Annotated in this window: 20 protein-coding genes; 17 read left to right on the top strand and 3 right to left on the bottom strand. The window is 61.5% G+C overall.

The genetic code is table 11. The features are described 5' to 3' along the window. Positions 1-108 precede the first annotated feature (108 nt). Positions 109-1,056, bottom strand: coding sequence for a SphA family protein (locus ACA069_RS16065; RefSeq protein WP_497614267.1), 948 nt, complete (start codon positions 1,054-1,056; stop codon positions 109-111). Positions 1,057-1,267: 211 nt separating this feature from the next. On the opposite strand from ACA069_RS16065, the gene ACA069_RS16060 reads away from it, so the two are divergent. From ACA069_RS16060 to ACA069_RS16010, 11 genes are all read left to right on the top strand, one after another. Beyond that, a complete protein-coding gene (locus tag ACA069_RS16060; protein ID WP_497614265.1) occupies positions 1,268-2,308 on the top strand; it encodes an AraC family transcriptional regulator in 1,041 nt (346 codons plus the stop codon). A gap of 232 nt (positions 2,309-2,540) precedes the next feature. Continuing rightward, the gene (locus tag ACA069_RS16055) at positions 2,541-3,428 is read left to right on the top strand and encodes a Dyp-type peroxidase (protein ID WP_187679784.1); all 888 of its coding nucleotides are present in this window, start codon (positions 2,541-2,543) and stop codon (positions 3,426-3,428) included. 27 nt (positions 3,429-3,455) lie between these two features. Further along, the gene (locus ACA069_RS16050) at positions 3,456-4,424 is read left to right on the top strand and encodes a Gfo/Idh/MocA family protein (RefSeq protein ID WP_497614263.1); all 969 of its coding nucleotides are present in this window, start codon (positions 3,456-3,458) and stop codon (positions 4,422-4,424) included. A 220-nt stretch (positions 4,425-4,644) separates the two neighbouring features. Then, entirely contained in the window at positions 4,645-5,397 is a 753-nt protein-coding gene (locus ACA069_RS16045) for a GntR family transcriptional regulator (protein WP_016774450.1), read from the top strand. Further along, positions 5,394-7,124 (top strand): fumarate reductase/succinate dehydrogenase flavoprotein subunit, encoded by a 1,731-nt coding sequence (locus ACA069_RS16040; protein WP_489879454.1) that lies wholly within the window; start codon positions 5,394-5,396, stop codon positions 7,122-7,124. The genes ACA069_RS16045 and ACA069_RS16040 overlap by 4 nt, the downstream gene beginning before the upstream one ends. 26 nt (positions 7,125-7,150) lie before the next feature. Further along, the gene (locus ACA069_RS16035) at positions 7,151-7,396 is read left to right on the top strand and encodes a 4Fe-4S dicluster domain-containing protein (protein WP_003225615.1); all 246 of its coding nucleotides are present in this window, start codon (positions 7,151-7,153) and stop codon (positions 7,394-7,396) included. 143 nt (positions 7,397-7,539) lie between these two features. Continuing rightward, entirely contained in the window at positions 7,540-8,943 is a 1,404-nt protein-coding gene (locus tag ACA069_RS16030) for an ABC transporter substrate-binding protein (protein WP_497614260.1), read from the top strand. Positions 8,944-9,162: 219 nt separating this feature from the next. Further along, on the top strand, positions 9,163-9,948 hold the full coding sequence (locus ACA069_RS16025; RefSeq protein WP_187679787.1) for an ABC transporter permease: 786 nt from the start codon (positions 9,163-9,165) through the stop codon (positions 9,946-9,948). Continuing rightward, positions 9,948-10,796: an ABC transporter ATP-binding protein gene (locus tag ACA069_RS16020; RefSeq protein ID WP_497614259.1), complete on the top strand. Its 849-nt coding sequence runs from the start codon at positions 9,948-9,950 to the stop codon at positions 10,794-10,796. The genes ACA069_RS16025 and ACA069_RS16020 overlap by 1 nt, the downstream gene beginning before the upstream one ends. After that, positions 10,793-11,755, top strand: a complete 963-nt coding sequence (locus ACA069_RS16015; RefSeq protein WP_497614257.1) for a HEAT repeat domain-containing protein — start codon at positions 10,793-10,795, stop codon at positions 11,753-11,755. Before ACA069_RS16020 ends, ACA069_RS16015 begins: the two co-directional genes overlap by 4 nt. Further along, positions 11,752-12,030, top strand: a complete 279-nt coding sequence (locus ACA069_RS16010) for a DUF971 domain-containing protein (RefSeq protein ID WP_489879459.1) — start codon at positions 11,752-11,754, stop codon at positions 12,028-12,030. Before ACA069_RS16015 ends, ACA069_RS16010 begins: the two co-directional genes overlap by 4 nt. Before the next feature lie 34 nt (positions 12,031-12,064). Here the strand turns inward: ACA069_RS16010 and ACA069_RS16005 are convergent, their stop codons facing one another. Next, the gene (locus ACA069_RS16005) at positions 12,065-12,802 is read right to left on the bottom strand and encodes a TorF family putative porin (RefSeq protein WP_497614255.1); all 738 of its coding nucleotides are present in this window, start codon (positions 12,800-12,802) and stop codon (positions 12,065-12,067) included. A gap of 91 nt (positions 12,803-12,893) precedes the next feature. Then, positions 12,894-14,636 carry an amidohydrolase gene (locus ACA069_RS16000; protein WP_497614253.1) on the bottom strand — a complete coding sequence of 581 codons (1,743 nt, stop codon included), beginning with the start codon at positions 14,634-14,636 and terminating at the stop codon, positions 12,894-12,896. A gap of 103 nt (positions 14,637-14,739) precedes the next feature. On the opposite strand from ACA069_RS16000, the gene ACA069_RS15995 reads away from it, so the two are divergent. The 6 genes from ACA069_RS15995 (at position 14,740) to ACA069_RS15970 (ending at position 22,283) form a co-directional block, all read left to right on the top strand. Further along, entirely contained in the window at positions 14,740-15,657 is a 918-nt protein-coding gene (locus ACA069_RS15995; RefSeq protein ID WP_497614251.1) for a LysR family transcriptional regulator, read from the top strand. A 38-nt stretch (positions 15,658-15,695) separates the two neighbouring features. Further along, positions 15,696-16,313, top strand: a complete 618-nt coding sequence (lexA, locus tag ACA069_RS15990; RefSeq protein WP_497614249.1) for a transcriptional repressor LexA — start codon at positions 15,696-15,698, stop codon at positions 16,311-16,313. After that, entirely contained in the window at positions 16,313-16,930 is a 618-nt protein-coding gene (gene imuA, locus ACA069_RS15985; protein ID WP_497614247.1) for a translesion DNA synthesis-associated protein ImuA, read from the top strand. The genes lexA and imuA overlap by 1 nt, the downstream gene beginning before the upstream one ends. A gap of 7 nt (positions 16,931-16,937) precedes the next feature. Further along, positions 16,938-18,353: a Y-family DNA polymerase gene (locus tag ACA069_RS15980; RefSeq protein WP_187679796.1), complete on the top strand. Its 1,416-nt coding sequence runs from the start codon at positions 16,938-16,940 to the stop codon at positions 18,351-18,353. Beyond that, positions 18,350-21,427, top strand: coding sequence for an error-prone DNA polymerase (locus tag ACA069_RS15975; protein ID WP_497614245.1), 3,078 nt, complete (start codon positions 18,350-18,352; stop codon positions 21,425-21,427). Before ACA069_RS15980 ends, ACA069_RS15975 begins: the two co-directional genes overlap by 4 nt. Before the next feature lie 169 nt (positions 21,428-21,596). Next, on the top strand, positions 21,597-22,283 hold the full coding sequence (locus tag ACA069_RS15970; protein WP_161986630.1) for a CsgG/HfaB family protein: 687 nt from the start codon (positions 21,597-21,599) through the stop codon (positions 22,281-22,283). Positions 22,284-22,310 lie beyond the last annotated feature (27 nt).

Here is a 22,310-nt window from a genome sequence, read left to right as displayed (position 1 = left end):
TTTTTCTTGCTACCTGTAGGAGCTGCCGAAGGCTGCGATCTTTTGATCTTGCTTTTGAGGATCAAAAGATCGCAGCCTTCGGCAGCTCCTACAGGGGGGCGTTGTCGATCAAAAGGCGTAAGGGATGCTGACTTTGGCCCAGAGCATCTCGCCCTCAGGCCGATTTTCCACGTCAAACTCCTTGGCCCAGCGAATCTCCGCGCTTGCGTATTTGAGGAAGGTGAAGTGCAGCGCCGGGCCAATCGCGAAGACTTTGCCGCGCACACCGTCGTTCACGTCTTCGCCGGCAAACTGCACGGTGTGGCCGAACTGTTTGTCGTCGCTGGTTTGCTTGAGGTAGTAGCCGTTGATGCCGAGCATCAGGTCGTCGGTGAGCTTGTAACTGGCCGAATAATCGAAGTGGAAGATCTGCCCGGATTTGTAATCGGTGTCCTTGTTCTTCTCGTTGAAGCTGTAGGTGGTCTTCATCGAGACCTCGGTCCTGTCCGTCGGCAGCCAGGTGAAGGAGAACAGCGGTTTGTAGGTGTAGAAGTTGTTGCTGGTATTGGCCAGCCGATCGACGCTGTATTCACCGGTGGGCACGGTGATTTCCACGGCCGCGCCGAGGGTCAGATTCTTGCCCATGTCCCACAGAATGATCGGTGCGATGGTGGTGTCGCCCATGCCTTCGCGGGTGTCGCTCAAGCCGAATACCGAGACTTCCTGCTTCAGCCACGGCTGGGCGATATAGCCGGCCAGACGACCACCGATTACGCGCACCGGACTCAGATAGTCGATGCGCGGGATCACCGCCGTGGACTCGATCTCGACATTGGGCACCTTGCCGCCGAGCGAACTGATGTTGAGCTTTCGCGCCTTGTAATGGTTGTAGTAGAGGTTAAACGCGACCATGTTCTCAGGAAGGCTGTCGACCTCCATCGGCAGCATGAAAAAGCCGTCGGTGCCGGTGCCGATGTTGTCGACGCCGGCTTCGGTGGCCAGGGCCGGCAGGGTCGCGGCGCAGCCAAGCAAAGTCAGGGCCAGGCGCAAGGGCAATGTCGCGCGATTCGGGTGCATATCCGTCCTCATTATTATTGTGGTGGGGCGCAACGCCGGCACGCAGAACGCCCGGCACTCTAGAAATAAGCGCTTGGCGCCCGACGGGGCAGGGTATTGGCGGACACTGAGGGGGGCTTCTGCGGACAGTCGGCAATCCCTGTGCTAACTTCCTTCGACATAGCCGGTAACAAAAATAACAATCAAGCGTGCTCCGGAATGTCTCGCCCCCATGAACGTAAAAGTCCAAGACCCGACCTTTGAGCTGGCGCTGGTCTCGCCGTTTCTTCTGCAAACCCTCGCCGAAGTCGCGCAGAGCAAGGGCGTCGAGCCCGAGAGCCTGTGTCGTGGCCTGGGATTTACCCTCGAAGATTTGCAGGACCCGACGCAGCGGATTTCCTATCGGCAGGCTGTGGCGATGATTCAGCGTGCGCTCAAAGTGCTGCCCAATCAGGGCCTGGGTTTGTGGGTCGGGGCACAGAATGTTCTCGGCACGCTCGGTTTGCTCGGCCATGTGCTGTCGCTGTGCAAGACCCTGCGCGATGCCTTTGCTCTGGGCATTCGCCATCAGCACACCACCGGCGGGATTGTGGTTTCCAGCGTCGATGTGGTCGGCGAGCACGTGCATGTGGATGCCGAATGCCGCTTGCCGTTCGCCGATGTGCAGGTGTTCGCGGTCGAGGAGTTTTTCGCCAGTCTGCTGGTGTACGGGCGGGCGTTGGCCGGTGCCGATTTCAAGCCGATAGCCGTGGAGTTCGTGCATGCCACACCGGATTACCTCAGCGAATATCACCGGTTGCTCGGCCCGGACGTGCGCTTCGGTTGCCTGCACAATCGCATGCTGATTGATGTGCGGTGGCTGGACGTAAGCCTGCCCAATCATCATTCGCTGGCGTTGCGTCAGGCGGTGGCCTTGCTGGAGCTGGAAGCGGCGCAGGTGCACCAGAAGCTTGACCTGATTCAAGCGGTGGAGCGGGCGATTGCCCGGGATCTCAGTCACGGCAGTCATATCGAGAAGATTGCCGGCGACCTGAACATGAGCAGCCGCACCTTGCGCCGGCGCCTGACCGAACATTCGTTGACCTTTGAGGCGTTGCTGGAACAAGTGCGCCAGGCGCGGACGATGAGTCTGCTGGCCAATCCCGACATGCCGATCGAGCGCATCACCGAAGAGGTCGGTTACAGCGATGTGCGCAGTTTTCGCCGAGCGTTCAAGCGCTGGACGGGGATGAGCCCGAGTGCGTGGCGGCAAGAGAGTACCGCAACGGTTTAGATGAACCCTGTGGCGAGGGGATTCATCCCCGATGGGCAGCGAAGCGGCCCCAAAAACCTGCAAGCGCGGTTTTTCTGGAAGGCGGCATATACCTGTTTTGCGACGGCTGCGCCGCCGATCGGGGATAAATCTCCTCGCCACAAGGGAACTTCGTGCTCAGTACATCGGCGTTTCAACCCCACAAACCCTCCGGCCACAGGTAAACTCCCGCGCACTTTCCCAAGGAGTTCACATGAGTTACTACCAGCCGGGCATTCTCGCCACCCCTGTTCCTGCGCAAGCACGTCATCTGTTTTTCGCCCTCGCGTCGGTTGAAGCACTGCCGCAGGCGATCGACAACCTGATGAATCTGGTGGACGGCAAGTCGGCGGTGGTCGGCTTCGGTGAATCCCTGGCCAAGGCGCTCAACGTGCAAATCGACGGCCTGCGCAGCTTCCCGGCCATGACCGGCGTCGGTGTGGAAAACCCGTCGACCCAGCACGCCCTGTGGGTCTGGTTGCACGGCGTCGACCGTGGTGAACTGCTCAACCGCTGCAATGCTTTCGAAGCCGCACTGGCCCCGGCCCTGCGTCTGGTTGAGGCTCAGGAAGCCTTCCGCCACAAGGACGGCCACGACCTGACCGGCTACGAAGATGGCACCGAAAACCCCCACGATGACGCCGCTGTTGCCGCCGCCCTGCAAAGCGCGGGTGCCGACGGCCTGGTCGGTGGCAGCTTCGCCGCGATCCAGCAGTGGCAGCACGACCTCAAGGGCTTCCATCAGTTGTCCGCCGAAGACAAGGACAACATCATGGGCCGTCGCCTCAGCGACAACGAAGAGATTGACGACGCGCCGGTTTCCGCCCACGTCAAACGCACCGCGCAGGAAAGTTTCGCGCCTGAGGCGTTCGTCGTGCGCCGCTCGATGCCGTGGATCGAGGGTGATCGCGCGGGTCTGATGTTCCTCGCCTTCGGTTTCTCGCTGGATGCGTTCGAAGCGCAACTGCGGCGTATGAGCGGTCTGGAAGATGGCATCACCGATGGTCTCTATCGCATCAGCCGTCCGATTACCGGCGGTTACTACTGGTGTCCACCACTCAAGGACGGGCATCTGGATCTGCGCGCTTTGCGCATTGGCTGATCTTCAAGACAAAAGGGAGCAAAACAAATGGACGTGGTGCGTTGGGGCATGATTGGTTGCGGTGACGTCACCGAGCGCAAGAGCGGGCCGGCCTTCTACAAGGCTCCCGGTTCGGCGTTGGTGGCGGTGATGGGCCGGCGTCTTGAAGCGGTGAGCGATTACGCCGCGCGCCACGGCATCGCCCGGGTCTACACCGACGTCGATGCACTGATCAACGATCCCGAGGTGGACGCGGTGTACATCGCCACGCCACCCGACAGCCACCACGCCTACAGCCTCAAAGTCGCCGCCGCTGGCAAGCATTGCTGCGTGGAAAAACCCATGGCACTCAGCTCGGGGCAAAGCCGCGAGATGCAGCAGGCGTTTGCCGACGCCGGTTTGCACCTGTTCGTTTCCTACTACCGCCGTTCGTTGCCGCGCTTTCAACAAGTGCGCCAATGGCTGGAGGAAGGGCGCATCGGCGCGGTGCGGCACCTGAGCTGGACATTGACCAAGGCGCCGTCGGCGGCAGACCTGGAGGGCAGCAACAACTGGCGAACCGACCCCGCTGTGGCCGGCGGTGGCTACTTTGCCGACCTGGCCAGCCACGGTTTCGACCTGTTCCAGTACCTGCTCGGCGACATCGTTGAAGTCGCCGGATTCACCGCACGACAGGCTGGCTTGTATGCGGCTGAAGATGCGGTCAGCGCCAGTTGGCGGTTTTCATCCGGAGCGCTGGGCATGGGTTGCTGGAGCTTTGTTGCGGACAAGCGAGAAGATCGGGTCGAGATCATCGGCAGCGAAGGGCGAATCAGTTTTTCAGTGTTTGATGAGCACCCGGTGCAGTTATTTGCCGACGAACAGATCAGCCTGCAAATCCCGCATCACGAACACATCCAGTGGCATCACGTATTGGGCATGAATGCGCATATCCGTGGTGACGCGCAGCATCCGGCGGTGGCCGAGCAGGCCGTGAAAACCGACTGGGTCATGGATCAGATCCTCAAACGGCACTGATCCCCCTGACATACAACATCCCCTGTGGGAGCGAGCCTGCTCGCGAAGGCGTCGTGTCAGGTTCCCATTCGAATACTGACACACCGTCTTCGCGAGCAGGCTCGCTCCCACATTTGCTCCTGTGTTGTCGCATCTAAGGATATGCCCAAACAATATTTCTCAACCTTGTCATAACAACTCTAAGATCACGTCATAACTCGTTATGACAAGTGATCCCGTGATGACCGATAACGTTCTCTCCCTAAGCAGCGTTCCTCTGCACACCCAACTGCGCGACGTCCTCCGCGCGCGCATTCTCGATGGCGAATACCCGCAAGACAGCCAGATGCCGTCCGAAAGCGAACTCGGCGCGCTGTTCAAAGTCAGCCGCATCACCGTGCGCCAGGCGCTGGGTGATCTGCAAAAGGAAGGGCTGATCTTCAAGATCCACGGCAAAGGCACATTCGTTGCCAAGCCCAAAACCTTCCAGAACGTCAGCAGCCTGCAAGGCCTCGCCGAGTCCATGACCGGTCGCGGCTACGAGGTGATCAACCGCCTGCGCAGCTTCAAATTCATCCCGGCCGACAAGCGCGTCGCCGAGCGTTTGCAGGTCGCCGAGGGCGAGATCGTCGCGCAGATCAAACGCGTGCGGTTGATCAACCGTGAGCCGATCTCGCTGGAAATCACCTACCTGCCCAAAGCCGTCGGCGAGCGGCTGGAGAAGGCTGATCTGGTTACTCGCGACATCTTCCTGATCCTCGAAAACGACTGCGGCATCGCCCTTGGCCACGCCGATCTGGCCATCGACGCGGTGCTCGCTGACAGCGACCTGACTCAGGCGCTGAACGTCGAGGCCGGCTCGCCGATAATGCGTATCGAACGTCTGACCCACGACGCGCAGGGGCAGCCGCTGGACTTTGAACACCTTTACTACCGTGGCGATGCGTTCCAGTACCGCCTGCGGATCGACCGGCAAAAAGGGGAGCAGGCATGACACGCAGCACGCTTGAGCAGGAATACGACATCGTCGTGATCGGCGGCGGCACTGCCGGCCCGATGGCCGCGATCAAGGCCAAAGAGAAGAACCGTGATCTGCGCGTGCTGCTGGTCGACAAGGCCAACGTCAAACGCAGCGGCGCGATCAGCATGGGCATGGACGGCCTGAACAACGCGATCATCCCCGGCCACTCGACGCCCGAGCAGTACACCAAGGAAATCACCATCGCCAACGACGGCATCGTCAATCAGGCGGCGGTGTACGCCTACGCCACCCACAGCTTCGAAACCATCGAGCAACTCGACCGCTGGGGTGTGAAGTTCGAGAAGGACGAAACCGGCGATTACGCGGTGAAAAAAGTCCACCACATGGGCGCCTACGTGCTGCCGATGCCGGAAGGTCACGACATCAAGAAAGTCCTTTATCGCCAGTTGAAGCGCGCGCGGGTCAGCATCACCAATCGACTGGTCTGCACCCGTTTGCTGACCGACGAAGAGGGCGCGGTCAACGGTGTGATGGGCTTCGATTGCCGCACCGCCGACTTCCATGTGATCAAGGCCAAAGCGGTAATTCTTGCCTGTGGTGCGGCCGGACGCCTCGGTTTGCCATCGTCGGGCTATTTGATGGGCACCTACGAAAACCCGACCAATGCCGGCGACGGCTACGCGATGGCCTATCACGCCGGGGCCGAACTGGCGAACCTCGAATGCTTCCAGATCAACCCGCTGATCAAGGATTACAACGGCCCGGCGTGCGCCTATGTCACCGGCCCGCTGGGCGGCTACACCGCCAACAACAAGGGCGAACGCTTCATCGAGTGCGACTACTGGAGCGGGCAGATGATGTGGGAGTTCCACCAGGAACTGGAAAGCGGCAACGGCCCGGTATTTCTCAAACTCGATCATCTGGCCGAGGAAACCATCCAGAACATCGAGGAAATCCTGCACAGCAACGAGCGCCCGAGTCGTGGCCAGTTTCACGCCAATCGCGGCACCGATTACCGCACGCAGATGGTCGAGATGCACATTTCCGAGATCGGTTTTTGCAGCGGCCACTCGGCGTCCGGTGTGTGGGTCAACGAGCGCGCCGAGACTTCGGTGAAAGGCTTGTATTCGGCCGGGGACATGGCTGCCGTGCCGCACAACTACATGCTCGGCGCGTTTACCTACGGCTGGTTCGCCGGGCACAACGCGGCGGAGTTTGTTGCCGGACGTGAGTTTTCCGCGTTGGATGCCGGGCAGATCCAGAAAGAGAAAGCGCGGGTCTACGCACCGCTGGATCGCGAACACGGCCTGCCGCCGGCGCAGGTCGAGTACAAGCTGCGGCGCTTCGTCAACGACTACCTGCAACCGCCAAAAGTGACAAAGAAGATGCAGATCGGCCTGCAACGCTTCAGCGACATCGAACGTGATCTCGACCAGATGAAGGCCAACAACGCCCACGAACTGATGCGCGCCATGGAAACCAGCGTGATCCGCGACTGCGCCGAAATGGCTGCCCGCGCTTCGCTGTTCCGCGCCGAAAGCCGCTGGGGGCTTTACCACTACCGGGTCGATCACCCGCAGCGCAACGACGCTGAATGGTTCTGCCATTGCCACCTGAAGAAGGGCGACGACGGCCAGATGACCAGTTTCAAAAAAGCCGTCGAGCCTTACATCATCCCGCTCGATGCCGAAGAAATGCAGGCTTACGACCGCTTGCGGGTCGGCGCTTTTGCCGCGTGATGCATCACCCATAGAGAACCCGAACCATGGCCTATCAAGCCCAGGAAATCTTCTTCCGCTCCAACGCCCCCGTCACCGTGGACGAGGACAAATGCATCGCCGAAAAGGGCTGCACCGTGTGCGTCGACGTCTGCCCGATGGATCTGCTGGCGATCAACCCTGCCACGCAAAAGGCCTACATGGCGTTCGATGAATGCTGGTACTGCATGCCGTGTGAGAAGGATTGTCCGACCGGTGCGGTGAAAGTCGATATCCCTTATCTCCTGCGTTGAAACCCGCTCCCACATTGGAACTGTGAGAACACAAAGCCATCCGGAAACCCCGGACGCTGGATTCAAAAACACCCCTCGTTTCCCACCGCGCCCTGATCGCGGCGGAGACGAACATCCTATAAATGATTCGAGGGGAAACACTCATGTTGCGTGCAGCAATCGCCGGTCTCGTACTGGCCTCGTTCACCTTCTCGGCCTCGGCCGAAACCATCCGTATTGCTATCGGCACCCAAGACACCACCATCAACTGCGCCGCCGGCGGTCTGTTGATTCGTGAGCTCGGCCTGCTCGACAAGTACCTGCCCCACGACGGCGCCTACAAAGACGCGAAATATGACGTGCAGTGGAAGAACTTCACCAGCGGCGCACCGCTGACCAACGAAATGGTCGCCGGCAAACTCGACTTTGGCGCCATGGCCGATTTCCCCGGTGCGTTCAATGGCGTGGCATTCGAAACCGCCGGCAAGCACAGCCTGTTCATCAGCGTGTTGTCGGGCAGCACCAAGGGCAGCGGCAACGGCATCGTCGTGCCGAGCGCGTCGGGCGTGCAGTCGCTGAGCGAACTCAAGGGCAAGACCATCTCCGTGCCGTTCGCTTCCACGGCGCACGGTATGTTGCTGCGTGCGGTGGCGGAGCAGGGCTGGGACCCACTCAAAGACGTGAACATCATCGCTCAGCCGCCAGAAGTCGCCGGCTCCGCGTTGCAGGCCGGCAAGATCGACGCCCATGCTGATTTTGTGCCGTTCGCCGAACTGTTCCCCAGCCGTGGTTTCGCTCGCAAGATCTATGACGGCGCCCAAGCGAATTCGCCGACCTTTCACGGTGCTCTGGTCGATCAGGCGTACGCGAAAAAGTACCCGGAAATCGTCGTCGCTTATCTGCGCGCAAGCATCGAGGCCAATCAGTTGCTGGCCGCCGAGCCTGAGAGGTACAGCGAGCTGATCGCCAAAGTCACTGGCGTCGATGCCGAGGTCAATTACCTGTTCCACGGTCCGCTCGGTGTGCAGACCCGAGATCTGAGCTGGAAGCCGGAATATCGCCAGGCAGTCGGAACGGCCATCGACACATTGAAACTGCTGAAAAAGGCTGATCGTGGACTCGATCTGAACAACTTCATCGACGACCAGTACATCCGCGCCGCATTCAAGGCTTCGAACCTGGATTACACCGCGCAACTCGCCAACTACGCGCAGACGCCGCTCAAGACTGTTGATTCCGCCAGCGGTAAAGCCATCACGGACTTGCGCCACGTCGCCGAAATCTGGGTGCGCGGTGAAGACAAAGTGCGCCAGTACGCCTCGGCGCAAGCGGCGTTCAGCGCATTGGCCGGTTTGAAGCAGGACGGTAAAAGCATCCGTGCGGTGTATGCCCAGGCCAGCGACAGCGGGATCAAGTTGCTGGCGGATCAGGCGTGGTTTGCCAGTGATGCCAAGGGGCGTTTGAGTGCATTCCTGCTCAAGGGCCAGGCCCAGCAATTTGCGGCGGCGCAGGGGGGGAAGGTTTTCGACTTTACCGATGCCACGGCACAGGCTGTGGTCGCTCGTTAAGGGCAGATCAAGAGCCCCTCACCCTAACCCTCTCCCGGAGGGAGAGGGGACTGACCGGGATGTTTGGGCGAGATACGCCGACCTGGAATACCGAGCCGAACTCAGGTTTTGAAACACACAAAATCGGCTCCCTTTCCCCCTCGCCCCCTTGGGGGAGAGGGCTGGGGTGAGGGGGTAAATCTTAGCCGTCACACAGATCCGGAACTGGAAACCCGCTCCATGAAAACACCTTCCGCCTTGCGCTGGACATCAAGATCCGCCTCACTGCTGCTCTGCCTTCTATTCTGGCAACTCGCCGCCAGCCACCACTGGAACCTCGGCCTCGTCACCTTCGCCAATGTGCCTACGCCATTGGCGGTCATCGAAGCCGCACTCGGTCTGGGCGACTCCGGCAAGCTCCTGCAACACCTGACCGCCAGCCTCAGCCGCGTCTTCGCCGGCTACCTCGCTGCACTGGTCGTCGGCATCGCATTGGGCCTGGCCATCGGCCGTTCTAAATGGGCTGAAGACCTGCTGCTGCCACCGCTGGAAGTCCTGCGCCCGATCCCGGCCGTGGCATGGATTCCATTGGCGATCCTGATGTTCCCGTCCTCGGAGTTGTCGATGGTCTTCATCACCTTCACCGGCGCGTTGTTCCCGATCCTGCTCAACACCGTGCACGGCGTCGAAGGCGTCGATCCACGCCTGATCGCTTCGGCAAAAAGCCTCGGAGCAGGGCGCCGGGCGATTCTGCTGGAAGTGATCCTGCCCGGCGCCGCGCCGAGCATCATCACGGGATTGGCGATCGGCATGGGCACCTCATGGTTCTGTCTGGTGACCGCGGAAATGATCTCTGGCCAGTTCGGCATCGGTTACTACACCTGGGAGTCCTACACCATTCAGAACTACGCCGACATTGTCGTCGGCATGTTGCTGATCGGCGTACTGGGTATGGGCAGCAGTTTGTTGATCAAGCGTCTGGGCGGGTTGTTCACGCCTTGGCATCGTCCACGAGGTAAAGCCTGATGAGCATGATGCAAACCCCGGAAGGGCGGATTGATATCCGCAAGTTGTCCATCGTCCTCGGCGAAGGTCGGCACGCGTTTGAAGCGGTGCAGGGCCTCGATTGCCAGATCGAATCCGGCCAGTTCGTGTGCATTCTCGGCCCGTCCGGTTGCGGCAAATCGACCTTGCTCGGCGCCTTGGCCGGGCACTTGAACGCGCATGCCGGTAGCCTCAAAGTCGATGGCGCCGAGGTGTCCGGCCCGTCGCCGCAGCGCGGCATGGTGTTCCAGCATCACACGCTGTTCCCGTGGCGCACGGTGCGCGAAAACGTCGCCTTCGGCCTGAAGATGCAGGGCATCGGCAAGGCTGAACGTCATCGCGCCGCCGACGAAATTCTCAAACTGGTGGGCCTCGACGGTTTCGCCGAACGCTGGCCCGACCAACTCTCCGGCGGCATGCAGCAACGGGTGGAGATCGCCCGGGTGCTGGTCAATCGTCCACGGCTGTTGCTGATGGACGAGCCGTTCGGCGCGCTGGACGCCTTGACCCGGCTGAACATGCAGGAACTGTTGCTGGACATCTGGACGCGCATCCGCACCACCGTGGTGTTCGTCACCCACGACATCGACGAGGCGCTGTTTCTTGCCGACCGTTTGCTGGTGATGAGCGCGCGGCCGGGGCAAATCATCGAAGATCTGCGCCTGGATTTCCCGCGTCCGCGCACTACTGAGCTGGTCACCAGCCATGAATTCTCGCGTCTGAAGCGCCACTGTCTCGACCTGTTACGCCACGACAACGACCGACCGCTGCCGCGCCTCAATCCGCTCGGCCTGCCTCCCGAAAACCCTTTGCCGCGATTTGCCCTATGACCTCTATTTTTGCTGTGACCGATAACCAAGACATTCTCGACCTGCAACCACGACTGACCGCTGAAGACGCTGGCGTGCGGCGCATTGCCCTGATCGATCTGGCCGATCTCGAAGAACCCGATGGCTTGTTGTGGCTGGTAGAACGCCTCGGGCATGATCCCGCAGAAGAAGTCCGCGCTGAAGCCGCGCGGTTGTTGGAGGCACGGGAAGATGAGCCGGTGGTAGCGGCACTGTGTCAGGCCCTGACCGACTCGTCGCCAGCCGTGCAATCTGCCGCCGCACAGAGCCTCAGCCTGCTCAAGACCGAAGCCGCCGGGCGGGTGATTCTGCCGTGGACTGATCACGCTGAAGTCAGTGTACGGATCGCCGCGTTCCGTGCTTTACGTGAGTTGCGTTTTGTCGCTGCCGCGCCCGCTGCAGTCGCCGCACTGCAGGATGCCGACGCCCATGTACGCCGCGAAGCCGTGGGCGTGCTCGGCTGGCTCAAACAACTCGACGCACTGGCGGCATTGGCGCGACTGGCCAGCGCTGACCCTGACATCGAGGTGCGCCGCGCCGCCACCGGCGCTCTCGGTCTGGCCTCTGGCGCCGATGTGCTGCCGGCCCTGCGCCAAGCCTTGCAGGACGACGCCTGGCAAGTGCGCGAGGAAGCGGCGACTACGTTGGGCAAAGTCGGTCACATCGACGCCGGCCCGGCATTGATCGAAGCGCTGGGCGACGATTACTGGCAAGTTCGCCTGCGCGCCACCCGCAGCCTAGGTCGCTTGCGTTTCGCTCCTGCGCTCGACGCCTTGATCGAAACCCTTGGGCACCGCATCAGCAACCTGCGCAAGGAAGCCGCGTTGGCCTTGGGCGAGTTGAATGATCGCGGTGCAGTGGCGGCGTTGCAGGCCGCGCAGGACGATGGTGATCCGGAAGTGCGCAAAGCGGTGCGGATAGCCCTGAGTCAGCTGCAATGAACCCGCTGTCAGTCGGCAACTCGCAGAGTGAGCAGACCCTTCGACTAAGCTGGCCTGATGGCAGCGAATCGGTGCTCGATCACGCCGAACTGCGCCGCCAATGCCCCTGCTCGCAATGCCGCGCTTTTCGTCTGCGCGGCTTGACGCCGCTGGTGGATGAACGCGTGCGCCTCATCGAAATCAATCCCCAAGGCTATGGCGTGCAGCTGGTGTTCAGCGATGGCCACCAACGCGGGATCTACCCGTGGCAATATCTCGCACAGCTCACTTCCTGAACCCACCAAAAGCCCAATGTAGGAGTGTGGTGTGTCAGAAAGATTTACTGACGCTGGCAACCACAGTCGCGGTGCACACGTCCTTGAATCCCCAGTTGCTCAAGCACTGGGTTTGCGACAGATCGGTGTCGATGTAGCTCAAACCCAGCAGCACTCCGGCCAGATTGTGGGTGACTTTCACTTCCCATTCGCGGTACGACGCTTCGCCATGCCCGGAGGCCGAATACACATGCGGATCCTTGAAATCCATATGGCCATAACGCAACTTCAGGCCCGAATCGAACGGCAGTTCGGTTTCATAGCTGACGTAGCTGTAAAGCGAACTCTGCTGGCTATCGATGCCGGGCGCATCGCTTGAGTGATACGCCGCAAATTTCACCCCGTACACACCGAGAATCCCGTACACCTCACTCTGGTTGAACTGACTTTCCCCGGGATAGGCGTATTTGAGATAGCCCAGATCCAGGCTGACCTCTTCGGTCGCCTGCCACAGCCAACCGGCGTAGTAATCGACTTCCTGACGGGTTTTCAGGCCGCCGCCGAAATCGACGTTGGAACTCCAGGCGCCGAGGTACAAACCGCTGCTGTGGGCGAGGGTCAAACCGGCCTGCACGGCGGGGTCGTTCTGGGTCTGCGAGATGCCGCGAGTGCGGTAATCGCTGGCCACAGTCAAATCCACCAGCACGGCGAAGTCGTCGTTCAAGGGGACCGCGTGGCTGCTTAAAGGCAGCAGGCTCAAGGAACTCAGGGCGAACAGGGGCAAGGCTTTCATGTGAAGTCCCGATGTTGTGATTGTTATGGGGGCAGAAAGAGAAACCTGTAGGAGCTGCCGAAGGCTGCTCCTACAGGGAGGGGCGGTGTTGTTATTGAGCGGCGGTGTAGACCTGACGGCCGCCGAACCAGGTTTGCAGGACCTGGGTGTCATGCAGGGCTTTGTCGTCGACGCTGAACACGTCGCGATCAAGGACGATGAAATCCGCCTGTTTGCCCGGCGTCAGCGAACCGATCTGCTTGTCCAGGCCAATGGTTCGCGCGGCGTTGGCGGTGTAGGCGTAGAACATGGTTTCGCGGTCCAGACGCTCCTCGGCATTGAGCACGCCCAGCGGGCCGGCGCGGGTGATGGCCTGGGCCATGGCGTTGAACGGGTTCGCTGACGACACCGGCCAGTCACTGGCGCCGGCAATCGTCGCGCCCTGTTTGAGCAGCGAGTGCGCCGGGTATTGATAACGGAAGGCGAGTGCGCTGACGTAGGGCTTGATCATGTCGGTGGTGTAATCGTCGGCACTGGCCCACAGCAGCTGCATCGAGGCGATCACGTTCAGTGGTTTGAAACGGGCGAATTCTTTCGGGTTGACCATTTGCAAGTGAGTGATCGAGTGCGTCACGCCGCTTTGCCGATCCTGGCGCGCCTGGGCGATGCCGTTCAACGCTTCGCGCACCGCACGGTCGCCGATAGCGTGGATGTGCACTAGCCAACCGCGTTGATCAATGGCGCTGACCAATGCGCCGAAATGCTGCGGGTCGATCAGCAATTCGCCCTGTTTGTGCGAGTTGCTGTACGGGTCGATCATCGCCGCACTTTGCGCCGGGTATTCGATCACCCCGTCAGCGAAGATTTTGATGCCGGGCAGGGTGAGGTTGGGGATGCCCTGAAACTGCTGGCGAACCTTGTCGAGGGTATCGAGATCGGCAGGTACGCTTTTCGAATTGGCCACCAGCAGCGCGGCGACGTGCACGCTCATGTCGCCGCTTTCTGCCAGCGCCTTATAGGCCGGCAGCACACCGACGGTTTTCTCGGTGGGTTTGAGGGCGAATACCGGCTCGCCCGGTGCGGCGTTGGCGGCGGGGTCCATCCACGCCGTAATGCCGAGGCTGTTGTTGTAGCGCACGGCGGACTTCGCCGCGTTGAGCATGGCGGCGGCGCTTGGCACCGGCATTTTCGAGGCGACCCGATCCCAACCGGCATCGACCAGAAAACCGTTGGGTTCGCCGTTGGCCAGTTTGCCGATCGTATCTTTTTCCGCGTCTGGCAGGCTTTTCAGCAGCGCGGCGTCGATACCTGCGCGTTTGAGCATCACGTTGTTGGCCCACGCGGTGTGGTGGTCGCTGCCGGTGAACACCACCGGCACGTTGGTCCATTCACCGTTGTTGAAGGTTTTGCCCAAGGCTTCAGCCTGCGCCCAATACTTCGAACTCATGCCGGCAATGCTCAGCACATCGCCATGCCTGGCCGTGCCGTCGTCTCGCCAGGTGCGCAGTTTTTTTTCCAGTTCGTCGAGGGCAACGACTTCGTCTTCCATGTTCGCCGAGACCATTTCCAGACCACCGAAAATCGCGTGGGAATGGCTATCGATCAGACCGGGCATCAGCGCTTTGCCGCCTAGATCGATAACTTTTGTGCCGGGTTCGATCAGCGCTTTGATCTGTGTATCCGTGCCGACTTTCAACACTTTGCCGTTCTCTACGGCCAGCGCCTGCACCTTGGGTTGAGCGCGGTCGGCGGTGAAAATCTTGCCATTGACCAACACCAGATCGGCAGCGGCCATGGCTTCCATCGAGGCAAAACTTACTGCAGCGACAAGCAGATTCGGGATGAATCTTTTCATTGAAGATTTCCTTGTTATTGCGTCTGATGGCCAGATTAGTGGCTGGCAACGACCGACAGAACGCCTCCCTCACGAAAAACGTTTTTGCCTGAATGGAAAAAGCATGGACAAGTTGGGTGCATTGAAAATGTTTGTGGTCACCGCGCAACTCGGCAGTTTCAGCCGCGCCGCCGAGCAACTAGGCAAGACGCCGTCGGCGCTGACCAAAGCGGTCAACCACCTGGAAGCCGAACTCGGGGCGCGGCTGTTTGAGCGCAGTACCCGGCGGATTTTGCTCACCGAAATCGGCCGGGTGTATCTGGAAACCGCACGCTTGGTGCTGCAGCGCCTGGAAGAGGCCAGCGAGGAAATCGAGCAACTGCAGCACGGTTTGCGCGGCAGCCTGAAAATCACCGCGCCGCTGGCGTACGGGCGGGCGTTTCTCGATCAAGTGTGCGACGGCTTTTTGCAGCAATACCCGCAGATCAGCCTGCAAGTGGATCTGTGCGACGAGTTCGTCAATCTGCTGGAAAGCGGCTACGACCTGGCCTTGCGCGAAGGTCACGATGACTTGCCGGGGCTGATCGCGCGGGTGGTCGGCAGCAATCGCCTGGCCCTGTGCGGCAGCCCTGAGTATCTGGCGCGCAAGGGCTTGCCGGTGAATCCGCAAACCCTTGATCAGCATGAATGGCTGCTGTACCGGCACCCGTTGCTCAGCCGTGAATTCTGGTGGGCCGAGCGTGACGGTCAGCGCCTGAGCCTGCCGCAACCGGCAACGCCACGCTTGCGCAGTGACAATTACGACTTGCTGCTGGCCAGCGCTTTGGCCGGGCGCGGTTTACTGCATACACCGTTGTGGAGCGCTGCGCCGTTTATCGCTGACGGGCGACTGGTGCGGGTCATGGCTGACTACGAGATCGACCCGGACAGCTTCGGCCCGCACATTCTCGCGGTGTACCCGAGCCATCGGCGCGCCACGGCGAAAGTCGTGGCGTTTATCGATTACATCGCAGGGTTTCTGGCCGAGCGTGGTTTGAGCTGACTGGCGGTGCTTGTCAGGAAAATCCTACAGGAGTACAAATGTACTCCATGACGAACCTGACTCCCCGCCGTACCGCCATCCTGACCTTTATCCGCGAACGCATCGCCGAACACGGTCAGCCTCCAAGCCTCGCTGAAATCAGCGAGGCTTTTGGTTTTGCCTCGCGCAGCGTGGCGCGCAAGCATGTGCTGGCGCTCACCGAAGCCGGTTTTATCGAGGTCAACCCGCATCAGGCCCGGGGCATTCGCTTGCTCGGGCAACCGGCACGTGCGGAGTTGCTGGAGATTCCTGTACTTGGCCGGGTTGCCGCCGGTGCGCCGATTGGTGCTGATGCCGACATTCATAACCGCCTGATGCTCGACCCGGCGCTGTTCTCCCGCACTCCTGATTACATGCTGCGGGTGCAAGGCGACTCGATGATCGAGGACGGCATTCTCGATGGTGATCTGGTCGGTGTGCGGCGTAATCCCGAGGCGCTCAACGGCCAGATCGTCGTGGCGCGGCTCGACGGTGAAGTCACCATCAAGCGTTTCGAGCGCGTCGGCGATGTGGTGCGGCTGTTACCGCGCAACCCGGCGTATCAGCCGATTATCGTGCGTGACGATCAGGATCTGGCCATCGAAGGGGTGTTCTGCGGTCTGGTGAGGCAAGGCTGATGGGCGCCGTCGTTGCGTTGGATACCCTGTTCAATGGCGGCCAGGTCTGGAAGGGCCGTCCTGCGCCACCGGCCGCCAGCCCACAACCGACCGGGCATGCCGCGCTGGATGCAGCATTGCCCAGCGGTGGCTGGCCGGAAGCGGCATTGAGCGAAATTCTCTTGGCCGGCCCCGGTGTCGGTGAGCTGCAACTGGTGTGGCCGACGCTGGCGCGGTTGTCGGCGGCGGGTGAGCGCATCGTGCTGATAGCGCCACCTTTCATGCCGTACCCGCAGGCGTGGGAGAACGCCGGGGTCGACCTGCGTCAGTTGTCGGTGATTCAGGCCAGTGAACGCGATGCCTTGTGGGCGGCGGAACAATGCCTGCGTTCAGGCAGTTGCGGCGCGGTGCTGTGCTGGCCGCACAAGGCTGATGACCGCGCGTTGCGGCGTTTGCAGGTGGCGGCGGAAACCGGCCAGACCCTGGCCTTTGCGTGGCGCCCCTTAAGCGAAGCGATCAATCCGTCACCGGCAGCGTTGCGCATCGCCATCGACGCAAAACCGGCCCAATTGCGTGTACTCAAGTGCCGTGGCGGACTGGCTCGCGCGGCGCCGATTGCCTTTGCCGTGGGGCATTGAGGTCGTCATGCGCTGGGTGTGTATTCTGTTCCCGCAATTGGCCCTCGACGCCGTCTTGCGTCAGCGGCCCGATCCCGATGAGCCGTTGGTGTTGCTCAGCGGCCCGGCCCAGCGCCGGGTGCTGCAAGCGGTCAACCCGGCAGCGCGCAAACTCGGCTTGCGTCCCGGCCAGTCGATGACCGCTGCGCAAGCCCTGAGCAAAGGTTTTGCCACCGCCGATTATGAAGTGGCCGAGGTCGAACACTGGCAGCAGTTTCTGGCCGCATGGGCCTACCGCTTCAGCGCGCAGGTCAGCGTGCATTACCCGCGCACCGTGGTGTTCGAGATCGAATCGAGCCTGGGCCTGTTCGGTTCCTGGGCGCAGTTCGAAGCGCGGTTGCGCAAGGAACTGACCGATCTGGGTTTCCGTCATCGCATCGTCGCTGCACCCAACCCGGTGGCGGCACGCATTCTGGCCAACGCCTATGACGGACTGGTGGTGCCGGACGGCGAAGCCTTGCAGCATCATCTAGGGCAATTGCCCATCGACCGGGTCGGTCTGGAGCCGGGCGTGGCCACAGCATTGTCGCGCATGGGCCTGCGCAACCTGAGTCAGGTGCAGAGCCTGCCGCGTCAGGCACTGGCCCGACGCTTCGAAGCGCCGATGCTCAAACATCTCGACACCTTGTTTGGCGCGCGGCCGCTGGCGCTGGCGTTCTACCTGCCGCCGGATCGTTTCGATGTGCGCATCGAGCTCAATTTCGATGTGCAATCCCATCAGGCGCTGCTGTTCCCTTTACGACGCTTGACCGGCGATCTGTCGGCGTTTCTGTGTGGGCGCGACAGCGGCGTGCAGCGTTTCGACCTGCATCTGGAACACGCCGGGTTGCCGGACACCTTGATCAAGGTCGGCCTGCTCAGCGCCGAACGCGACCCGGCGATGCTCTTCGAACTGGCCCGTGGAAGGCTGGAACAGGTGCAGGTTGAGGCGCCAGTGCGCGGTTTCCGTTTGCGTGCCGAAGATTTGCCGAGTTTTGTGCCGCAGTTTCAGGAACTGTTCGATGACCGTCCGCAGCAGACCTTGCCTTGGGAGCAATTGCGCGAACGCCTGCGCGCACGGCTGGGCGATGACGCCGTGCAAGGCCTGCGCTTTCAGGCCGATCATCGGCCCGAGTGCGCGTGGCAGAACGGCGTCGACAAACAACGTTGCGCCGGTTTGCCGAGTGTCTACCGCCCGGGCTGGTTGCTCGGTGAACCGCAGAGCGTGGCGCAAGGTTCGGCACGCATCCTCATGGGCCCTGAGCGCATCGAATCCGGCTGGTGGGACGGTGACGATGTGCGCCGCGATTACTACCTGATCCAGAACCGCGCCGGTCAGCAAGGCTGGGCCTATCGGGCGGTGGGCGAGGGCGGTCCGCTGTGGCTGCAGGGCTGGTTCGGATGAACGATGGCTACGCCGAACTGCATTGCCTGTCGAACTTCAGTTTCCAGCGCGGTGCGTCCAGTGCGCTGGAGTTGTTCCAGCGGGCGAAAAAGCACGGCTATCAGGCGCTGGCGATCACCGACGAATGCACGCTGGCGGGGATTGTCCGGGCCTGGCAAGCGGCGAAATCCGTTGAATTGCCGCTGATTATCGGCAGCGAGATTCGCATCGACAACGGCCCGAAACTGGTGCTGCTGGTGGAGAACCTTGAGGGGTATCAGGCGCTGTGCGGCTTGATCACCCGCGCCCGGCGGCGCACGCAAAAGGGCCAGTATCAGGTGCTGCGCGAGGACTTCAACGAAGCGCTGCCCGGGTTGTTGGTGTTGTGGGTGCCGGACTCGGTTGATGACGTGCAAGAGGGCCGTTGGCTGAAACAAACCTTCGGCGAACGGCTGTGGCTGGCGGTGCAGTTACATCGCGGGCAGGACGATCAGCGGCGGCTGGCGGCGTTATCGAGTCTGGCGGGTGAGTTGGGGATTCCTGCCGTGGCCAGTGGTGATGTACACATGCATGCCCGAGGCCGACGCGCCTTGCAGGACACCATGACTGCGATTCGTCATCACGTCCCGGTGGCGGAAGCCGGATTGCGCCTGCACCCCAATGGCGAGCGGCATTTGCGCAGTGTCGAGGTGTTGCGCGAACTGTATCCGCCGGCCTTGCTGGAGGCGTCGGTGAGTCTGGCCCGGCGCTGCACCTTTGATCTGGGCCAGTTGCGTTATCAATATCCCAAAGAGCTGGTGCCGGACGGGCACTGCGCCAGTTCCTGGTTGCGCCACCTGACCGAAGAAGGCATCGCCTGGCGCTGGCCGAAAGGGCCACAGGCGAAAGTGCTCAAGCAGATCGACGATGAGCTGGAGTTGATCGCCGAACTCGGCTACGAAAGCTACTTCCTCACCGTGCATGACGTGGTGCGCTTCGCTCGCGAGCAGCACATTCTCTGTCAGGGCCGTGGTTCGGCGGCCAACTCGGCGGTGTGCTTTGCCTTGGGCATCACCGAAATCGACCCGGATCGCACCACGTTGCTGTTCGAACGCTTCATGTCGAAAGAGCGCAACGAGCCGCCGGATATCGACGTCGACTTCGAGCACGAACGCCGCGAGGAAGTCCTGCAATACGTGTTTCGCCGTTACGGCCGCCATCGCGCGGCGCTGACAGCGGTGGTCAGCACTTATCACGCCGCCGGTGCGGTACGCGATGTGGCCAAGGCGTTGGGCCTGCCGCCGGATCAGATCAATGCGCTAGCCGATTGCTGCGGCCATTGGAGCGATGAAACACCGCCAGTGGCACGCCTGCTTGAGGGCGGATTCGATCCCGACAGCCCGGTGCTGCGCCGGGTGTTGAGCCTGACCGGGCAACTGATCGGTTTCCCCCGGCACCTGTCGCAGCACCCCGGTGGTTTTGTGATTTCCGAGCAACCGCTGGACAGTCTGGTGCCGGTGGAAAACGCCGCCATGGCCGACCGCACGATCATTCAGTGGGACAAGGACGACCTAGACGCGGTCGGGTTGCTTAAGGTCGACATCCTCGCGCTGGGCATGCTCAGCGCGATTCGCCGCTGTTTCGATCTGCTGCGCCGTCATCGCCATCTGGATCTGACACTGGCGACGATCCCTGCCGAAGACAAACCGACCTACGAGATGATCAGCCGCGCCGACACCATCGGCGTGTTCCAGATCGAGTCCCGCGCACAGATGTCGATGCTGCCGCGCCTGCGACCGGCGAAGTTCTACGATCTGGTGATTGAGGTGGCCATCGTCCGGCCGGGCCCGATTCAGGGCGGCATGGTCCATCCGTACCTGCGCCGGCGGAACAAGGAAGAGCCGGAAACCTATCCGTCACCGGAACTGGAAGTGGTGCTCAAACGCACCCTCGGCGTGCCGCTGTTTCAGGAACAAGTGATGCAGATCGCCATCGTCGCCGCGGACTACAGCCCCGGCGAGGCCGATCAGTTGCGCCGCTCCATGGCCGCGTGGAAACGCCACGGCGGGCTTGAGCCGCACAAGGAGCGACTCGCCGCCGGCATGAAGAAAAACGGCTACACGCCGGAGTTCGCCGCGCAGATTTTCGAGCAGATCAAAGGCTTCGGCAGCTACGGTTTTCCCGAATCCCACGCGGCCAGTTTCGCCTTGCTGACCTACGCCAGTTGCTGGCTCAAGTGTCACGAACCGGCGGCGTTCGCTTGTGCGCTGATCAACAGTTGGCCGATGGGCTTCTACAGCCCCGACCAGATTCTTCAGGACGCCCGTCGGCATCAGCTGCAGATCCGCCCGGTGGACGTGCGCGCCAGTGACTGGGATTGCAGCCTGGAACCGATCAGCGGCGCACAACCGGCGATTCGCATGGGGCTGCGCATGATCAAGGGTTTTCGCGAGGACGATGCCCGACGCATTGAAGCGGCGCGGATGCGCGGGGCATTTGCCGATGTTGCCGATTTGGGCGAGCGGGCCGCACTCGACAGTCGGGCGCAGGCGCTGCTGGCAGATTCCGGAGCGTTGCGCGGCCTGGCCGGTCATCGGCATCGGGCGCGCTGGGAGGTGGCGGGGGTGCAGAAACAGCTGGGTTTGTTTGCCGGGTTGCCGAGTCAGGAAGAGCCTGACGCGGTGCTACCCAAGCCCAGTGTCGGTGAAGATCTGCACGCCGATTACACGACGGTCGGCACCACCCTGGGGCCGCATCCGTTGGCGTTGTTGCGCGACGAACTGAAGGCGCGGCGTTGCCGCAGTTCAAAAGAGTTGCTCGACGTTGAGCATGGTCGCCCGGTCAGCATTGCCGGGCTGGTGACGGGCCGGCAACGACCGGGTACTGCCAGCGGCGTGACGTTTGTCACCCTGGAAGACGAGTTCGGCAACGTCAATGTGGTGGTCTGGCGCGACCTGGCCGAGCGTCAGCGCCAGGTACTGGTCGGCTCGCAATTGCTCAAGGTCGATGGCCGCTGGGAGCGCGAGGGCGACGTACGCCACTTGATCGCCGGCCGCCTGAGCGACCTGAGTCCGCTGCTCAACGGCATCCGCGTGCAGAGCCGCGATTTCCACTGACACCACAAAATTCTCTGTCTGATCGTTCCCAGAGCAGCCAATCCATTGGCGTCAAAAAAAACCTGTCATCAATGATGGCACTTTGTCATAATGCCGCCCCTTTTCCGCTCCCCACCGCGTTGCTGTGCCGGGACACCCCCGTTTTTCAAGAAGGAAATACTCAGTGAGAATGATCTCCCGGATGCTGGTCTCAGGCGTTGCGATTGCCGTGCTGGGCACAATCGCCGGCACGCTCGCCGGTTGCGCGACCGAAAGCTCCCGCGCGCTGCCGGTGGCCAAGGTTGAAAGCGCCACGCAAGTCTGGACTGGCGTTCGCGTGCCGATGGCCGTGGGCAAGTTCGATAACCGCTCCAGCTATATGCGCGGGATCTTCTCCGACGGCGTCGACCGTCTCGGTGGTCAGGCCAAGACCATCCTGATCACGCACTTGCAGCAGACCAACCGTTTCTCCGTGCTGGATCGCGACAACATGGGCGAAATCCAGCAGGAAGCGGCGATCAAGGGCCAGGCCCAACGCCTCAAGGGCGCTGATTATGTGGTCACCGGTGATGTCACCGAGTTTGGCCGCAAAGAGACCGGCGACCACCAGTTGTTCGGCATTCTTGGTCGCGGCAAAACTCAAGTGGCCTACGCCAAGGTCAACCTGAACATCGTCAACATCAGCACTTCGGAAGTGGTGTATTCGACCCAGGGCGCCGGCGAATACGCCTTGTCCAATCGCGAAATCATCGGCTTCGGCGGCACCGCTGCCTACGACTCCACCCTCAACGGCAAAGTCCTGGATCTGGCCATGCGCGAGGCGATCAATCGCCTGGTTGATGGCATGAACGCCGGTGCCTGGAAACCGGGCAACTGATCGACGCCCATTGCAAGGAGCAACAAC

The sequence above is a fragment of the Pseudomonas sp. LBUM1652 genome (genome assembly GCF_059716105.1).
Note: the sequence above shows the minus strand (reverse complement) of the source record. Positions and strands in the feature narration are given on the sequence as shown.

What these genes read in the sequence shown, in the direction of transcription:
- ACA069_RS16065 (WP_497614267.1), bottom strand. Translation starts at nt 1,056, where the DNA reads ATGCACCCGAATCGCGCGACATTGCCCTTGCGCCTGGCCCTGACTTTG.
- ACA069_RS16060 (WP_497614265.1), top strand. Translation starts at nt 1,268, where the DNA reads ATGAACGTAAAAGTCCAAGACCCGACCTTTGAGCTGGCGCTGGTCTCG.
- ACA069_RS16055 (WP_187679784.1), top strand. Translation starts at nt 2,541, where the DNA reads ATGAGTTACTACCAGCCGGGCATTCTCGCCACCCCTGTTCCTGCGCAA.
- ACA069_RS16050 (WP_497614263.1), top strand. Translation starts at nt 3,456, where the DNA reads ATGGACGTGGTGCGTTGGGGCATGATTGGTTGCGGTGACGTCACCGAG.
- ACA069_RS16045 (WP_016774450.1), top strand. Translation starts at nt 4,645, where the DNA reads ATGACCGATAACGTTCTCTCCCTAAGCAGCGTTCCTCTGCACACCCAA.
- ACA069_RS16040 (WP_489879454.1), top strand. Translation starts at nt 5,394, where the DNA reads ATGACACGCAGCACGCTTGAGCAGGAATACGACATCGTCGTGATCGGC.
- ACA069_RS16035 (WP_003225615.1), top strand. Translation starts at nt 7,151, where the DNA reads ATGGCCTATCAAGCCCAGGAAATCTTCTTCCGCTCCAACGCCCCCGTC.
- ACA069_RS16030 (WP_497614260.1), top strand. Translation starts at nt 7,540, where the DNA reads ATGTTGCGTGCAGCAATCGCCGGTCTCGTACTGGCCTCGTTCACCTTC.
- ACA069_RS16025 (WP_187679787.1), top strand. Translation starts at nt 9,163, where the DNA reads ATGAAAACACCTTCCGCCTTGCGCTGGACATCAAGATCCGCCTCACTG.
- ACA069_RS16020 (WP_497614259.1), top strand. Translation starts at nt 9,948, where the DNA reads ATGAGCATGATGCAAACCCCGGAAGGGCGGATTGATATCCGCAAGTTG.
- ACA069_RS16015 (WP_497614257.1), top strand. Translation starts at nt 10,793, where the DNA reads ATGACCTCTATTTTTGCTGTGACCGATAACCAAGACATTCTCGACCTG.
- ACA069_RS16010 (WP_489879459.1), top strand. Translation starts at nt 11,752, where the DNA reads ATGAACCCGCTGTCAGTCGGCAACTCGCAGAGTGAGCAGACCCTTCGA.
- ACA069_RS16005 (WP_497614255.1), bottom strand. Translation starts at nt 12,802, where the DNA reads ATGAAAGCCTTGCCCCTGTTCGCCCTGAGTTCCTTGAGCCTGCTGCCT.
- ACA069_RS16000 (WP_497614253.1), bottom strand. Translation starts at nt 14,636, where the DNA reads ATGAAAAGATTCATCCCGAATCTGCTTGTCGCTGCAGTAAGTTTTGCC.
- ACA069_RS15995 (WP_497614251.1), top strand. Translation starts at nt 14,740, where the DNA reads ATGGACAAGTTGGGTGCATTGAAAATGTTTGTGGTCACCGCGCAACTC.
- lexA (WP_497614249.1), top strand. Translation starts at nt 15,696, where the DNA reads ATGTACTCCATGACGAACCTGACTCCCCGCCGTACCGCCATCCTGACC.
- imuA (WP_497614247.1), top strand. Translation starts at nt 16,313, where the DNA reads ATGGGCGCCGTCGTTGCGTTGGATACCCTGTTCAATGGCGGCCAGGTC.
- ACA069_RS15980 (WP_187679796.1), top strand. Translation starts at nt 16,938, where the DNA reads ATGCGCTGGGTGTGTATTCTGTTCCCGCAATTGGCCCTCGACGCCGTC.
- ACA069_RS15975 (WP_497614245.1), top strand. Translation starts at nt 18,350, where the DNA reads ATGAACGATGGCTACGCCGAACTGCATTGCCTGTCGAACTTCAGTTTC.
- ACA069_RS15970 (WP_161986630.1), top strand. Translation starts at nt 21,597, where the DNA reads ATGATCTCCCGGATGCTGGTCTCAGGCGTTGCGATTGCCGTGCTGGGC.